Source organism: Nocardia ignorata NBRC 108230 (assembly GCF_001612905.1).
Classification (GTDB): domain Bacteria; phylum Actinomycetota; class Actinomycetes; order Mycobacteriales; family Mycobacteriaceae; genus Nocardia; species Nocardia ignorata.
This window is the reverse complement of sequence record NZ_BDBI01000006.1, coordinates 1-13,292: the sequence shown is the minus strand read 5'-3', so window position 1 is coordinate 13,292 and position 13,292 is coordinate 1. Positions and strand designations below refer to the sequence as shown.

Annotated in this window: 14 protein-coding genes and 1 tRNA gene; 5 read left to right on the top strand and 10 right to left on the bottom strand. The window is 67.4% G+C overall.

Annotated elements, in window-relative coordinates:
* Positions 1-72: 72 nt before the first annotated feature.
* The gene (locus NI2_RS06005) at positions 73-858 is read right to left on the bottom strand and encodes a carbonic anhydrase (RefSeq protein WP_067487184.1); all 786 of its coding nucleotides are present in this window, start codon (positions 856-858) and stop codon (positions 73-75) included.
* Positions 859-1,098: 240 nt separating this feature from the next.
* Here NI2_RS06005 and NI2_RS06000 point away from each other — a divergent pair, with 240 nt between their 5' ends.
* On the top strand, positions 1,099-2,775 hold the full coding sequence (locus NI2_RS06000) for a TerD family protein (RefSeq protein ID WP_067487181.1): 1,677 nt from the start codon (positions 1,099-1,101) through the stop codon (positions 2,773-2,775).
* Here NI2_RS06000 and NI2_RS05995 read toward each other — a convergent pair.
* The gene (locus tag NI2_RS05995; protein ID WP_067487178.1) at positions 2,772-3,065 is read right to left on the bottom strand and encodes a hypothetical protein; all 294 of its coding nucleotides are present in this window, start codon (positions 3,063-3,065) and stop codon (positions 2,772-2,774) included. The two genes, NI2_RS06000 and NI2_RS05995, sit on opposite strands and share 4 nt — an antisense overlap.
* Positions 3,066-3,269: 204 nt before the next feature.
* On the opposite strand from NI2_RS05995, the gene NI2_RS05990 reads away from it, so the two are divergent.
* Positions 3,270-3,560 carry a hypothetical protein gene (locus tag NI2_RS05990; protein WP_067487175.1) on the top strand — a complete coding sequence of 97 codons (291 nt, stop codon included), beginning with the start codon at positions 3,270-3,272 and terminating at the stop codon, positions 3,558-3,560.
* A gap of 163 nt (positions 3,561-3,723) precedes the next feature.
* On the opposite strand, the gene NI2_RS05985 is transcribed toward NI2_RS05990, so the two are convergent.
* The 3 genes from NI2_RS05985 to NI2_RS05975 form a co-directional block, all read right to left on the bottom strand.
* On the bottom strand, positions 3,724-4,212 hold the full coding sequence (locus NI2_RS05985) for an FBP domain-containing protein (RefSeq protein ID WP_067487172.1): 489 nt from the start codon (positions 4,210-4,212) through the stop codon (positions 3,724-3,726).
* A gap of 133 nt (positions 4,213-4,345) precedes the next feature.
* Positions 4,346-4,765: a hypothetical protein gene (locus NI2_RS05980; protein WP_166655775.1), complete on the bottom strand. Its 420-nt coding sequence runs from the start codon at positions 4,763-4,765 to the stop codon at positions 4,346-4,348.
* Positions 4,766-4,810: 45 nt separating this feature from the next.
* Complete coding sequence (locus NI2_RS05975) at positions 4,811-6,037, bottom strand: vWA domain-containing protein (protein WP_067487165.1); 1,227 nt, start codon at positions 6,035-6,037, stop codon at positions 4,811-4,813.
* A gap of 118 nt (positions 6,038-6,155) precedes the next feature.
* On the opposite strand from NI2_RS05975, the gene NI2_RS05970 reads away from it, so the two are divergent.
* Both NI2_RS05970 and NI2_RS05965 read left to right on the top strand, forming a co-directional pair.
* Positions 6,156-6,923, top strand: coding sequence for an ATP-grasp domain-containing protein (locus NI2_RS05970; protein ID WP_067487162.1), 768 nt, complete (start codon positions 6,156-6,158; stop codon positions 6,921-6,923).
* Complete coding sequence (locus NI2_RS05965; protein ID WP_133734042.1) at positions 6,910-7,386, top strand: hypothetical protein; 477 nt, start codon at positions 6,910-6,912, stop codon at positions 7,384-7,386. Before NI2_RS05970 ends, NI2_RS05965 begins: the two co-directional genes overlap by 14 nt.
* On the opposite strand, the gene NI2_RS05960 is transcribed toward NI2_RS05965, so the two are convergent.
* The 3 genes from NI2_RS05960 to NI2_RS05950 form a co-directional block, all read right to left on the bottom strand.
* Complete coding sequence (locus tag NI2_RS05960) at positions 7,372-7,989, bottom strand: GNAT family N-acetyltransferase (RefSeq protein WP_166655774.1); 618 nt, start codon at positions 7,987-7,989, stop codon at positions 7,372-7,374. The two genes, NI2_RS05965 and NI2_RS05960, sit on opposite strands and share 15 nt — an antisense overlap.
* A 294-nt stretch (positions 7,990-8,283) precedes the next feature.
* A tRNA-Ile gene (locus NI2_RS05955) sits at positions 8,284-8,357 on the bottom strand.
* Between the two features lie 279 nt (positions 8,358-8,636).
* On the bottom strand, positions 8,637-9,641 hold the full coding sequence (locus NI2_RS05950; RefSeq protein ID WP_067487152.1) for a zinc-binding dehydrogenase: 1,005 nt from the start codon (positions 9,639-9,641) through the stop codon (positions 8,637-8,639).
* Positions 9,642-10,240: 599 nt separating this feature from the next.
* On the opposite strand from NI2_RS05950, the gene NI2_RS05945 reads away from it, so the two are divergent.
* Positions 10,241-10,747, top strand: a complete 507-nt coding sequence (locus tag NI2_RS05945) for a UCP032817 domain-containing protein (protein ID WP_067487148.1) — start codon at positions 10,241-10,243, stop codon at positions 10,745-10,747.
* A gap of 3 nt (positions 10,748-10,750) precedes the next feature.
* Here NI2_RS05945 and NI2_RS05940 read toward each other — a convergent pair whose 3' ends face one another.
* Both NI2_RS05940 and NI2_RS05935 read right to left on the bottom strand, forming a co-directional pair.
* The gene (locus NI2_RS05940) at positions 10,751-12,517 is read right to left on the bottom strand and encodes an SDR family oxidoreductase (protein ID WP_067487145.1); all 1,767 of its coding nucleotides are present in this window, start codon (positions 12,515-12,517) and stop codon (positions 10,751-10,753) included.
* A 40-nt stretch (positions 12,518-12,557) separates the two neighbouring features.
* The coding region (locus NI2_RS05935; protein WP_067487142.1) for a PDR/VanB family oxidoreductase at positions 12,558-13,292 on the bottom strand (735 nt) is incomplete at its 5' end.

The window sequence follows — 13,292 nt, the reverse complement described above, 5'->3', positions numbered from 1 at the left end:
CTTCTTCGGGTTCGTCATGCCTCCACTGTGCCCCACGGCGGCCTCGTGCGCAGGGAGGAGCCGCCGTGTCCGTCAGTTCTGTCCGGCCAGCACGACCGGTCGGCCGAATCGCGGCTGCACCGGGCGGTTGGTGTGCGGGAACAGCGCGCGATAGTGCTCCACGTCGGCGATCGCGACCGGCGCGGGTTCGCGCAGCACGATCCAGCGCACCCCTTCGGTACAGGGCGGCGTAGTCAGCGATCCCTCGTACCGGAACTGGGCGAACCCGGTCGGCAAATACGCGCGCGGATCGATGCTCGTCACCGTCCTGGTGGCACCCATCCGATCCGGTGCCGCCGCGAGTACCGCCCCCAGCGGCACCGACTCCGGCTGCGCGCGCAACAGCACGGCGAGTACCGCGAGCCTGCCTGCCGAGTCCGCGTGCACGAAGTGCAGCTCCATCGCCGCTTCCGCCCCGTCGACGGTGTGCTCGCTCGGCAGATGGAAATGGAACTGGGTCAACTCGAACGCGCTCCCGTCGACGACGATGCGGTTACCGGAGCCGGGCGCCACGTTCGCTTGGATCGTGTGCCCGTTGTTCACCACCTCCACCGAGGACATCGGCCGGTACTCGATGTCGATGTGCTCGTCGGGATGCAGTTCGGTATGGGCGGGCAGATCGATCGGCGACTGCGCGTGCCCGCTGCGGCAGGTCACGAACCGGCTGTCCAGATCAGCCCAGTGGTCGGGCCCTTCCGCGTCGTAATCCCAGTGCACGTCGCTGTGCGCCGCCTGCCCCGACCCACCGCACCCCGCGACCGCGAGCAGAGCGAGCGCGGCCAGCGCTCCCCGTCGGGTGAGCAGGTGACCATTCGACATACCGACCAGCTCCTCGTCAGCTCGGCCGTCGGCACCGAACGCGGCGGCCCGAATAATGTCCGCTTTGTGCCGAATATCCCTATATCACAACGGATTTCGGTAGCGAGCGGACCCCAACGCTAAACCTCTGAGGACGGCGGAAACCAGGCCCGGTCCTGCGAGATGGATCACACCTACCGGGATGGCCGGGGCGGCGCTCCGGCAAACCGTGTCGGACCTCCATGGCATCATGCGAGGACCATGGAACTACGCAAGGGCGCGAATTCGCCGGTACCGACATCGCTTCTCGCCGTGGTTGTTTCATGGCGGGGGGCGCAGGCTGTCGACGCCCACGCACTCCTGGTCACCGAATCCGGGCTGGTCCGCACCGACCGCGATTTCGTCTTCTTCAACGCCCCTCGCCACGCCTCGCAGGCGGTCACCCTCGACCAGGAACCCGAGCCGGGTACGGCTCGGCTGAGCATCTCTCTGCCCCGCACCGAGGCCGATATCGCCCGCATCGTCGTCACGGCATCAGTGGACGACACCACCTTCGACCGCCTCGACGACCTCATCCTCACCGTCCACGCCGCCGACGGTCCGGTCGCCCGCTTCGCTGTCGACAGCATCGAGGACGTGCAGGCGATGATGTTCGGCGAGTTCTACCGGCGCGACGGTGGCTGGCGTTTCCGTGCGATCGGCCAGGGCTGGGCAGGCGGGCTGCGGGGGCTGGCCGTCGAATTCGGTGTCACGGTCGACGAACCGGCCGCCGTGGGCAGGGCCGACGAACCGCGCACCGGCCGGACCGGTGCAGAGCCGTCCGGCGCGCCCGCCCTGACCCGCCGCGTCATCGATACCCCGCCGCCACCACCGGCAGACCCCGACCTGGCCGACTGGCATCCCGACCCGGACGCGCCCGACCGCCTGCGCTGGTGGGACGGCGACGAATGGACATCGAGCGTTCGCCCCTTCCTCCCGCCGACCCGAGGCCACTGCACACGCTGCGGTAGTACTCTGCGCCGCAAGCTTTTCGGCGGTCATGCTCCGTGCAAGGCGTGTGCGGCCGAGATCGGCGAGTTTCTCACCCACTGGCGCAACCGCGCCGTGCGGGTCCTCACCGGCCCCGGCACCCGATCACCGGAGTGGACGCAGGTGTGGGCGTCACTGCGGTTCCAGCGCATCGACGAGGAACAGGGCAGAGCGTTTCTGCGCGAGGACGGCCTCACCCAGGTGGAGCGGATGGTCGCGTTCGCGTTCGCCGACGGTGAGGTGTTCGCCGATGAACTCGACGCGTTCGAGCACGTCGTCGGTGAGCTCGACCTGGGCGGCCCCATCGTCGACGATCTGCGCAGGCGAATGCACCGGGGCCGCACCCTGTCACGGCTGCGCGCAGGCGAGCTGCCCGCCGTCGACACCCGCGGCCTACACCTGGACCCGGACGAACGCGTCCACCTCGACCTGCCCGCCGTGCACATCCGGATGCTGGCGCGCGGTCCACGCCACTCCGAGGGCAGGCTGATCGGCAGCTCCAAGAAGCTGCGCTTCGTCGGCGACGGCACCGGCGTGGAACTGCCCTGGTCCCGGGTGGTTTCGGTGCACCCCGAACACGGCACCGTCGTGGTGGCCGCGACCTCCGCACGCGGCGGCGCGACCTTCGGCGTGGCCGACCCGGACTATGTGGCGGCGGCGCTCGAAGGCGCGCTGCGCGTGGCCAAACGCCTGGTCCTCACACCCGGCCAGCGCGACAGCCGCAGCATTCCCCAGGACGTGAAGGCCCTGGTGTGGCAGCGCGACGGTGGCGCGTGCGTGGAGTGCGGCGACCGGCACTACCTGGAGTTCGACCACATCATCCCGCTCAGCCGGGGCGGCGCGACGAGCGCGTCGAACCTGCAGATCCTGTGCCGGGCCTGCAACCGGGCCAAGGGCGCGCGGATCTAGCTGCCGAGAACCGCGTTCATGATGGTGCCACCGCTGGTGGCGACCACACCGCCGATCATGGCGCCCGCGATCATCTTGGGCGACTCCATGGAGCTGCCGTTCCACTTCTCCCAGGCGAACTTTCCGCCCGCCACGGTGATGGCCAGAATGCCCGACAGAATCATGAACCAGGTGAGGTACTGGACCATCTGCATGATCTTGTCCGAGAGCGGCGGCGCCTCCGGCGTAGGGTTGCCGACCTGCGCAAACGTCGTGACGGTGTCGGCCATCGACGTCAGGATGATGCTCATAGCCTGCTCCCCTTTTCCGCGTATAGCGAACTACGTTCCAGCGCTGCCGTATTCGGACGAGTTCCAGGATACGGCCGCGAACCCCCAGCGCACCAACAAAACCGATCGGTTCTGTCGAGGGGGTGGCTGCGACGCCGCGCCGGACGGGATACCATCGGCCACAGCAGTTCATCGCCGTTCCCCCGAGTTACCGAGTGAGCAAACATGATTCTGGCCGCTGTCGCCGATACCTTGGTCTTCACCGATACCTTGGCCCAGATCGGCAATCCGACACCCGAGGCGCCGCCGCTGTCGGAGAAGCTCTTGCAGATGGTGCGATACTTCACGTGGTTCGTGCTGCTGTCGGGCATCATCGCCATCACCTATGCGGGTGGCAAGTTCGCCTGGGAGAAGTGGACCGGCGGTGCGATGCAGTCGCCGCGGATGGTCGCGGGCGCGATGATCGGCGGCGTGGTCGCCACCAGCGGCGGCACCATCATGAACGCCATGATCTGATTCCTGTCCGCTCGGGCCGGTCCGGATGAACCGGGCCGGCTCGACCGGCAAGGACTCCCGACCCGGGTTCTGTTGTGGTTCAACAGGACCCGGGTCGCTTCAGCTGGGCTCTACTGTGTCGGCACATGGCAGCAACCTCCTTTCTGTCAGCCGGGCGAGTTCGCTAGGTGTAGAGCTTGTCGACGAACGCGTAGAGGTTCTCCACCACGCGCTCGGCCTTCTGCTCCACGGTCAGATCCTCGCGGTATCGGCTGCCCATCGAGGGCTTCTTCTTGTTACGGGCGTACAGCGAGCACGCGAGATCGGTGCACATGTAGCTGCCGATCGTGTTCCCGCGCCGCCCCGATTCCCCGGCCTTGTTCGCCGTCATCAGCGAGACCCCGCCGCCGGTGTGGCTGGTGAGGCACAGCGCACACATCTGCGTCTTGCCCGAACCACCCGTCTCGTGGCGCAGCGCGATGCTCACCAGCTTGCCGTCACGCGGCACGGCGATGTAGCAGCGCCCCGCGTAGGAGGGGTCGGTCCAGCCGAGGAAGTCGAGATCTTCCCACGGACGTTCGGCCAGGTCACGGGGAACATTGAGACGTTTGGCGTCGCCTTTCGAACAGTTGACGAACGACGCTCTGATCTCGCGTTCGGTGATGGGTTCCATCGCATTCCTCTCGGTAGTCGAACACAAAACGTAGCCACGCTAACGAGTTGCCCACCCGCTGACAACCGAGTTTCTCCAGCTCACACGGCCTCCATGTCCCGGCGGCGATTCGGCCACCGGGACATCCGGCCGGTCACGCCACGGATTCGAGGACCGGGTAGTCGGTGTAGCCGGTCGTATCGCCACCGTAGAAGTAGTCCTCACGGAACTGGTTGATCGGCGCGCCGTCGCGCAACCTGGCGACGAGGTCGGGATTGGCCAGGAACGACCGGCCGAGTGAGACCAGGTCGGCGCCCGCGGCGAGTAGTTCCTCGGCCGCGGACCTGCCACCGTCGGCGGGCAACGGCGAACCCCAGCCGAGCACCGGGTCGGCGATCAGCACTCCGTCGCACCCCGCCCGGATCCGCTCGAACACCGTGGTTCCCGGGTCGGCGAACACCACGTGCGAGAACGCCACGCCCGAACTGATCGATGAACTCTGCACCGAACGAGCCAGAATCGACCGCACGATCGCCGACCTGATCCGCTCCAGGGATGTCCTCGACGACGTCATCGCACGAGCCTCGGAAGGCATTCCCGTCGCCGCGGAATAGCCCCGCTACCGGACGATTCCGGCCGCTCGGGCGGCGCGCAGCCAGTCGGGGAACTCGCTGAGCAGGCGTCGGTAGAGTTCGGCGTCGTCGAGCTGGTCGATGTCGGGGACGGCGAAGAAGCCCGCGTTGTCGACCACCCGGCCGTCGAGTTCGTCCAGGGTGCGCAGCACACCGAAGTTGGCGGGGCCTAGTCCGATGAACTGCCAGAACGCGGGCAAGTGGGCTGCTTCGCGCATGAGCGCGGCGATCTCGCGTTTTTTGGCGAAGCCGCCGTCGGTGAAGAACAGGACGAGCGTGGGCCGGGTGCTGCCGTGCAGGGTGTCGATCACCGCGCGCATGATCGGCAGTTCGTCGTTGCGCCCGCCGAGGCTGCCGTAGTCGATACCGTCGTGGGTGCCGTTCAGGTGCAGATAGGTCTGCGTCCAGCGCTCGGCGTCGGCCACGGTGATGTCCGGGAGTTTCGCGTAGGACAGGGCGTAGAGGTAGGCCTCGAGGGTGCCGTCGTCGTCGAGCTGGGTGGCGACCGGGATCATGCGCTCCACCACCCGGTGCACGGTTCCGGCGCGGTACATCTTCTGCATGCTGCCGGTCTTGTCGATCACCAGCACGACCCGCGCCCGCGTTCCGAACGCGCACTTGTCGATCAGGATCTTGGCGACTTCCTGCTTGCGCATATCCAGCGTCTGCCGCTTCTCGAACGACAGCGCGTGCTCGCCGGGCACCGTCCTCGGTGCCGCGACGACTTCCGGTTCGTCGTCGACACTCACCCCGTGATCGGTGACCAGATCGGCGAACCCGCCGGCATACCCCTGCCCGACCGCGCGCACTTTCCACTGCTCACCCCGGCGATACAGTTCGAGCGCGATCACCACGGTCTCTCGATCCAAGCCCTCGATCAGGTACTCGCACACGGTGTTTCCCGCGGCATCGGCCACGACCGCGACCGGCGCCGGTCCGCTCCCGAAGGTCTGCCCGTCGGCGGTGATCACCGCCCGGATCTGCGCGATCTCACCCGGCACCTGGTCCGGCGTGACGTGGAGCGCCGCCCCGTCCAAACGGACCCCGTGGGCCCGGGGTTGATTGAAGAACACGAAATCGGCATCCGTTCGAACCTTGCCCACCTCGGTGACCAGCAGCGCCGACAGATCCGCCGCCACACCACCGCGCACCGACAGCACCACCTCCCCCGCCGCCAGCCCCAGGTTCTGCCCCTTCACCAGCACAGCAGCCATCGCACGCCCCTCATCTCGCACCCGATGCCCCACACCCTAGGCCAAACCCGTCAACCACGGACGAGGTCAGCGAGCGCACGTAGGATGAGTACTCGACCTCGAGATCGGGAGGCGCAGGGTGGATTTCACCGTCGCATACCTGCAATACGCCGGTTCCGGACAGATGGGCCACGAAGAACAACTTCTCACCGAAGGCCTGGGGAAACTCGGAATCCCGATCCACCACTACAGCATCAAACGCATCCACCGCAGACAACTGCCGCTCGGCCTCGAGACCTTCGTCGCCGGTGACATGCCAGCGATGCACGGGGCGATGCGCCAGCTGGGCATCCCGATACCGCTGCCCGACGACTATCCCGAGGTGCTGGGGAGTTTCCTCGGTCGCAAGGTCTGGACTTCGACATTGGGTCAGGTCGAACGCACGATGGAAAGCTCTTCCGCAGCAGCGGTTTTCGTCAAACCTGCGGACCGCCGCAAGAACTTCACGGGCACGGTCTGCTATTCGGAACACGACTTCGGCGCGTGGGGTGGAGCGAGCAGGCATCAGCGTGTCCGGTGCTCGGAGGTCGTCACCTGGGTCAGCGAATTCCGGGTGTATGTCATCGGCGGCCAGGTCGTCGCGACAGACCACTATGCAGGCGATGATTCCGCTCAGCTCGATATGAATGTCGTGCATGCGGCCGTCGACGTCTACCACCGCAGCGGCACTGCGCCCAGCGCCTACGCCATCGACTTCGGCGTGCTCACGAACGGGGACACCGCACTTGTCGAGGTCAACGACGGCTACGCCCTCGGCGCCTATCGGATCACGGCGGATCACTACACCGAACTGGTGATGGCGCGGTGGCGAGAGCTGCTGGGGACGGTGAATCATGACCCCGAATGACCGCTTCCTTCGACTAGGGGCCGCTCACCGGCGACAGGTTCATCTGGCGCTGTGTGCCGATGTCCTCCCGACGTGGACCGATCATGTTCAGGGCGACCCTGCCGCGCTTCGCTATCGCGACTCGGTGGTCGGGATGCGCCACCACGTAGACGTCGAACTTCCGCTCGAAGCCCTCGAGGCGGCTCGGGCCGGTGTGGACCTCGCGAATATCGGCAGCCGCTATCTCGAGCCCATTGCCGCGCTGCAAGACGACGACCTGACCTTCCCCGATCCGGTCGAGTTCGCTTATTACGCCATCTACAACTGCTTCCGCAAGTACGTCTCGGGTGAGGACATCGCGGACTGGCTGATCATCAACCAGGCGTTGGCGGTGCATGACCCCGGCGAGGCGGCGCAACGTCTGACGCGGGCCATCGACGGCGTCGATCCCGTCACGAACGAGGGTGCGTCATCCGGCCGGTGACACAGACGGCTCGTCCGTTGCCACCTGTCGGTGCTCGTACCAGATCGACGGGACGAGCGATCCGTTCGGCAACCGTTGTGCTCGCCGGTCCTTTTCCGTCGCGCCGATCTTGTCGCAGATTCGCCGCACCGCGAGATTCGACTCGGAGGTACCGATTTCGACGGTTGTAAAACCGGCGTCGTGGATCGCCGCGACCAGCGCGGCGACCGCTTCGCTCGCGTAGCCCGCGCGCCGGTGTCGTGGTCCGATCCACCAGCCGAGGGCTCGCGACGACGGGTCTGTGGCACTTGGATGCACCGTCGCGCCACCGACAAGGGCCCCGTCCGACCGCGCCTCGAAGACAAGCAGCCCGGGAACCGGGTAACCCGACCGGACAGCCTTCACCATTGTCCGAGCCTCGCGTTCGGTCCACCCGTTCCCGGCGAGCATCTCCGCGTCGATCGCGGCGGCGAGCGCAATCGCGTCCTGCGGTACCGGTCGGCGCACCAGCAGCCGCTCGGACTCGACCTCCCGCAGCCCGTGATAGCGCCCCTTGACTTCCTTGTCGACGAGCCCACTGACCCGCCACGCCCACAGCCCGCCCGCGAAAAGCAGAACGCCCACCACGAGCACCACCCAAAGGGCGGTGACAAATCCCTTTGCGGAGGCACCGGATTCGATCGTCAACACGATCCCGACGAACACCGCCGGCGCCCCGACTATGACGATCCAACTCGCCAGCCCGAGAGCGACGGAATGCCAGGGCGCTTGCTGAACGGCCGCTCTGACATACGCGACTCGCCGCAGGAGAAACATGCGCGAACGATATTCGATGAGGGCGGACCGTGCAGATCCTAGAGGCACGCTCACTGCGAAACAGGATTTGCAGGCGCATTGCCGCTGGTCAGTGGCCAAATGTGGGGCGGGTGGGGCTCGAACCCACGACCAGCGGATTATGAGTCCGCGGCTCTAACCGACTGAGCTACCGCCCCTGACCGCGGTCTCCGCGGGCGAGTCGCATGGTACCCGGTGGGTTGCGAGATTGACCACTCGTGCGGGGGTGGCGGACCGGTCCGGTCAGGACCGGTCCGCCTTCTCCCGTTCGGTGCGTGCGCGGTCCAGACGGTCGCGCTGCTTGACACTTCCCCCTGGACTGCTGGCGAGTTTGATGACCCCGATTACCAACAACAAGACCGCGACTGTCACCCCGGCGACAATTATTCCCTGCACATATTGAACTTAACGTGTATTCCGTTGTGCCGCAGGGTAAGTTACACTGTCGCGCCGATCGTCAATACGGTACGCCCGAGAGCGGAACGGTCCTCGATCACGGCGTGCGCCCGGCGCACCTCTTCGAGCGGAAATGCCTGGCCAACCACCACTTCCAGCTCACCGGCGGCCACTGCCGACTGTGCGCGGCGGGCGATGGACTGCCAGTCGATTTCGCCGCCGACGATGTCGAACAGGCCGCGAATCGTGACGCGACGCACACTCGCCGCCGCTGTGTCGCCGTTGGCGAAGTCGCCTGCGGCCGAGCCGTATCCGAGGAACAAGCCGCCGTCGGCGGTCGCGGTCAGCGCGCGACCACCGATGTCACCGCCGGCACCGTCGAAGACCACCGCCGCTCCCCCGCCGGTGATCTCGCGAACCCGCTCCGCCCAGCCGTCGGACGAATAGTCGACAACAGCGGTGGCACCCAGTCGCTCTGCGAGAGCGAGCTTCTCGGTTCCACGGGCGGCCGCGACGACCTTCGCACCGGCCGCGGCGGACAACTGGGTGAGCAGTGTGCCGAGGCCCCCGGCCGCCGCGGTGATGAGCACCCACGAACCCGGTTGCACCCCTGCATGATCGAAGACTGCCAGCGAGGTGCGGCCGTCGTGGGCCAGCGCGACCGCCTGGACTGTGCTGAGCCCGTCGACGATCTCCACCAGCGTGGCCGCCCGTGCGAGCGCCTGCTCGGCGTACCCGCCGATGGGCAGGCCGCCGCCGATGCCGCTGGCCGCCGTCTGAGTGACGACGCGCTTGCCGACCCACACGGAATCGACCTCCGCGCCGACCGCACGCACCACGCCGCCGATCGCGCCGCCGGGAATGTACGGCAGGCTCAAGGGGAAGAAATCCTGCCCCCAGCCCGCCCGCAGCCGGGTATCGAGGAACATCACGTCGGCCACGTCGACATCGATGAGCACCTCACCCGGGCCGGGCTGCGGCGCGGACAATTCGCGCACCTCGAGCACATCGATTCCGCCGAATTCCTTGACCTGCACTGCACGCATCGTGACTCCTTGTGGTGTTCACCGGGACACCACAAGCTTCGAACCTGAAGCGGAGTTCAGGTCAAGGTGCTGAGACCGCTGTCACATATCGCACTGTCGACCTGCACCGGACGACAGCCGGCGCTCGACCCCACGGACGCCTGCGCACCACCCGCCACTAACTTCCACCGCCACAACTACTGCTGCTCCCACCGCCACAACTGCTACTACTACCGCCACCGCAGCTGCTACTGCTTCCGCCACTGCAGCCACTGCTGCTTCCCCCACTGCATCCACTGCTGCTGCCACCGCCGCAGCCACTACCCCCGGAACCCACGTCCCCAGGCCAGCCTGCCGAACACCCCGACCCACTGTTCGTCCACGTCTGACCAGGCGTCCCATCGAAGAACCCCGTCGCACCGACCGCACCGGCGACCCAGCGCGGGTCCTGGGGGTCGATCCGGGGCGGGCTCAGCTTCCGCACGAGCACGACCACCGTCGTCACCACCAGCCCGATGCCGGCGGCGAGGAAGAACAGGACGATCAGGACGGTCATACGTGCAGGCTAACCCGCCGGAATGTTCCCGGCAGCCCTACGCCCAGGGGCCTTACAGTGAAGCATGGCCATCACGATCCCCGGACTTCGTCGGCGACCGGTCGATCTGGCGACGGTCGATCGCACCGTCGCCGACCTCGATTTCCCCGACGCGATCTTCAAGACCTGCCCTTGGCAGCCGCGCGATCTGGTGGAAACCGGTCTGCGCCAATGGTTGCGGTGTTGTGGTGCCGCGCTGCGCGACGATCAGGTGATCGGTATGCCCTCACACGCGGTCGACGAGGCCTGGCACGGTTTCATCCTGTGCACCCAGCTCTACGCCCGGTTCTGCGATCGGGCCTACGGCCGGTTCCTGCACCACTTTCCCGACGGCGTCGCCGCGGACACACCGACCGACGCCGGACCGATGCTCGAACAGCTCGGGCGAACGGTGGTCGCGTGGTCGATGGTCGCGGCACCGGGCGAGCCGTGCGTGCTGTGGGATCTGGACCGGCAGGTCGGTGTGGAGAACCCGTGGGGTGTGGACGCCCGGCACGTCGCCGCCGTGGAGCGGCAACTGCACCGGGCGTGAGCCCTACCTGACCAGTTTCATCCGGCGCGCCGCGAAACGCACCGCGCCGGGGGCGATCCGGTTCACCCGGTACTGCAGCCACGATTCCGGGGTCACCGGCACGATGTCGCGGCGCTCGCGCACGGCACGCACGATCTGATCGGCCACCTTGTCCGGGGTGTAGCCGCGCCGTTCGTAGAGCTTGTCGAACTTGCGCTGGGTAGCGGCTTCCACCTCGGCCGAGACACCCGAGATACGAGTGGTGGCAACGATATTGGTGTGCACGATGCCGGGGCAGACGGTGGACACGGAGATCCCGCGATCGGCCAGTTCCGCGCGCAGGCAGTCGGAGAACATGAACACCGCCGACTTGCTCGTCGCGTACGCGCTCATATCGCGTTGCGGACTGTAGGCGGCCATGCTCGACAAGTTCACGATGTGCCCGCCGAGTCCGCGTTCGGCCATGGCCGATCCGAAGGCGCGACAGCCGTTCACCACGCCGCCGAGGTTGATCCGCAGCACCCGGTCGAACTCCTCCGCGGGGGTGTCGAGGAATCCGCCCGCCTGTCCGACACCGGCGTTGTTGATCAGAATGTCGGGCACACCGTGCGCCGCGATCACCGTGTCGGCATGTGCCCGCACCGCGTCCTCATCGGACACGTCCAGCGGATAGGCGTGCGCGACACCACCTTCGGCGCCGACCAGTTCGGCGGTACGTTTCGCGGCGAGCTCGTCGATGTCGGACAGCACCACCTCGGCGCCGAGGCGGGCGAAGGCGAGTGCGGTCTCGCGACCGATGCCACTGCCCGCACCGGTCACGACCACGAGGTGATCGTCGAATTCCCGCCGGGTGCGGCCAACTTCGGCGCGCGCGAGCCCGCGCGAGACACCGGCCCCGCCGAGCGCGTCGATCAATTCGGTGGTCGCGGTGGCCAGCAGTTCGGGATGGGAGAACGGCATCCAGTGCCCGGCGGGCACATCGCGCCGCCACAGCCGGTCGGTCCACTTGCGTGAGTCGTCGTAGCCGGCCGGGCGCACCGCGACATCGCGGCCCGCGACGATGAGCTGCACCGGAACCCGGGTGCGGCGCTCGCGCGGTTCGAGCATGCGCTGCACGATATTCGCGCGGTAGATGAGCAGCCCGTCGACCATGTCGCGGCGGAAGGTCGGGCCGAGCTTCACGTTCGCGGCAGGCGTGTCGTTCATGATGGAAACCACACGCTGCCACAGCTTTTCGGTGCCGATGGCGTTGAACGTCACACGCGGGAGGCCCGGTGTCATGAAGAAGAACGTGTACGCCGAGGACGCCAGCTGGGTCAACGGCTGCCACACATTGCGCGGGGTGGGGCGTGAAAGCCGATCACGCACCCAGGCGGCCAGGTGGTCGAGATTGGGGCCCGACACGGAGGTGAACGAGGCGACCCGCTCGGCGGCCTGCGGTTCGCACACCGCCTCCCAGACCTGCACCGAACCCCAGTCGTGGGCGAGTACGTGCACGGGACGGTCGGGGCTCACCGTATCGATCACCGCGTAGAAGTCGCGGGCGAGCTCGTCGAGCCGGAAGTCGGCGGTGCGCTGGGTTCGCGTGGAGGCGCCGTGGCCTCTCGTGTCGTAGGCCACCACGTGGAAGCGGTCGGCGAGCAGTGGAATCACCTTGTCCCACAGGTGATGGGTGTCGGGCCAGCCGTGGACCAGCACCAGGGTCTCGGCGGCGGGGTCGCCGTATTCGAACACCGCGATGTCGAAGGCGCCATTGCGCACGACGCGCTCGTTGGCCGGGTCGATCGTCATACTTTCGGACTCCTCGTGTGGGTGGGTCGCGCAACCGGGCTCACAGGTCGAGCACCAAACGCTCACCGCGGGAACGGGATACGCAGGCGAGCATGTCTCCTGCGGCGTGGTCGGTCTCGGAGAGCACGCTCTCACGATGGTCGGGTTCGCCGCCGCGCACGCGGACCACGCAGGTGCGGCAGAAGCCCTGCCTGCACGAGTACGGCTGATCGGGGCGGACGGTCAGGATGGTGTCGAGCACCGTTCGATCGGCGGGGACGGTGAGGACTTCGCCGGTGGAGGCCAGTTCGATCTCGAACGGTTCGCCGTCGACGATCGGTGGCGGCGAGAACCGTTCGTAATGCAGTTCCACCTGCGGCATCGCGCGCACCGCACCGACGACGGCGGAGGTCATCGGGGTGGGACCGCACGCGTAGATCGCGGTGCCGGGTCCGACGCCGGGCAGCAGATCGGCGGCATCCGGCAGGCCGTGTTCGTCGTCGGTGCGCACGGTCACGTGCGGACCGAAGGCCTCGAGCTCGTCGAGGAACGGGATCGTCGCCCGGCTGCGCCCGCTGTAGACCATGGTCCACTCCACGCCGAGACGGTGGGCGAGCCGGGCCATCGGCAGGATCGGGGTGATGCCGATACCGCCGGCGACGAAATGCAGACGTTGTGCGGGCGAACCGTGCCCGGGCACGACGAAGGGGAAGGCGTTGCGTGGTCCACGCACCATCAGCGTGCTGCCCACCGGCAGTTCGTCGTGCACCTCCACCGAGCCGCCCCCGCCGTCGGG

What these genes read in the sequence shown, in the direction of transcription:
- NI2_RS06000 (WP_067487181.1), top strand. Translation starts at nt 1,099, where the DNA reads ATGGAACTACGCAAGGGCGCGAATTCGCCGGTACCGACATCGCTTCTC.
- NI2_RS05945 (WP_067487148.1), top strand. Translation starts at nt 10,241, where the DNA reads ATGGCCATCACGATCCCCGGACTTCGTCGGCGACCGGTCGATCTGGCG.
- NI2_RS05940 (WP_067487145.1), bottom strand. Translation starts at nt 12,517, where the DNA reads ATGACGATCGACCCGGCCAACGAGCGCGTCGTGCGCAATGGCGCCTTC.
- NI2_RS05985 (WP_067487172.1), bottom strand. Translation starts at nt 4,212, where the DNA reads ATGGAACCCATCACCGAACGCGAGATCAGAGCGTCGTTCGTCAACTGT.
- NI2_RS05965 (WP_133734042.1), top strand. Translation starts at nt 6,910, where the DNA reads ATGACCCCGAATGACCGCTTCCTTCGACTAGGGGCCGCTCACCGGCGA.
- NI2_RS05975 (WP_067487165.1), bottom strand. Translation starts at nt 6,037, where the DNA reads ATGGCTGCTGTGCTGGTGAAGGGGCAGAACCTGGGGCTGGCGGCGGGG.
- NI2_RS05995 (WP_067487178.1), bottom strand. Translation starts at nt 3,065, where the DNA reads ATGAGCATCATCCTGACGTCGATGGCCGACACCGTCACGACGTTTGCG.
- NI2_RS05980 (WP_166655775.1), bottom strand. Translation starts at nt 4,765, where the DNA reads ATGACGTCGTCGAGGACATCCCTGGAGCGGATCAGGTCGGCGATCGTG.
- NI2_RS06005 (WP_067487184.1), bottom strand. Translation starts at nt 858, where the DNA reads ATGTCGAATGGTCACCTGCTCACCCGACGGGGAGCGCTGGCCGCGCTC.
- NI2_RS05950 (WP_067487152.1), bottom strand. Translation starts at nt 9,641, where the DNA reads ATGCGTGCAGTGCAGGTCAAGGAATTCGGCGGAATCGATGTGCTCGAG.
- NI2_RS05990 (WP_067487175.1), top strand. Translation starts at nt 3,270, where the DNA reads ATGATTCTGGCCGCTGTCGCCGATACCTTGGTCTTCACCGATACCTTG.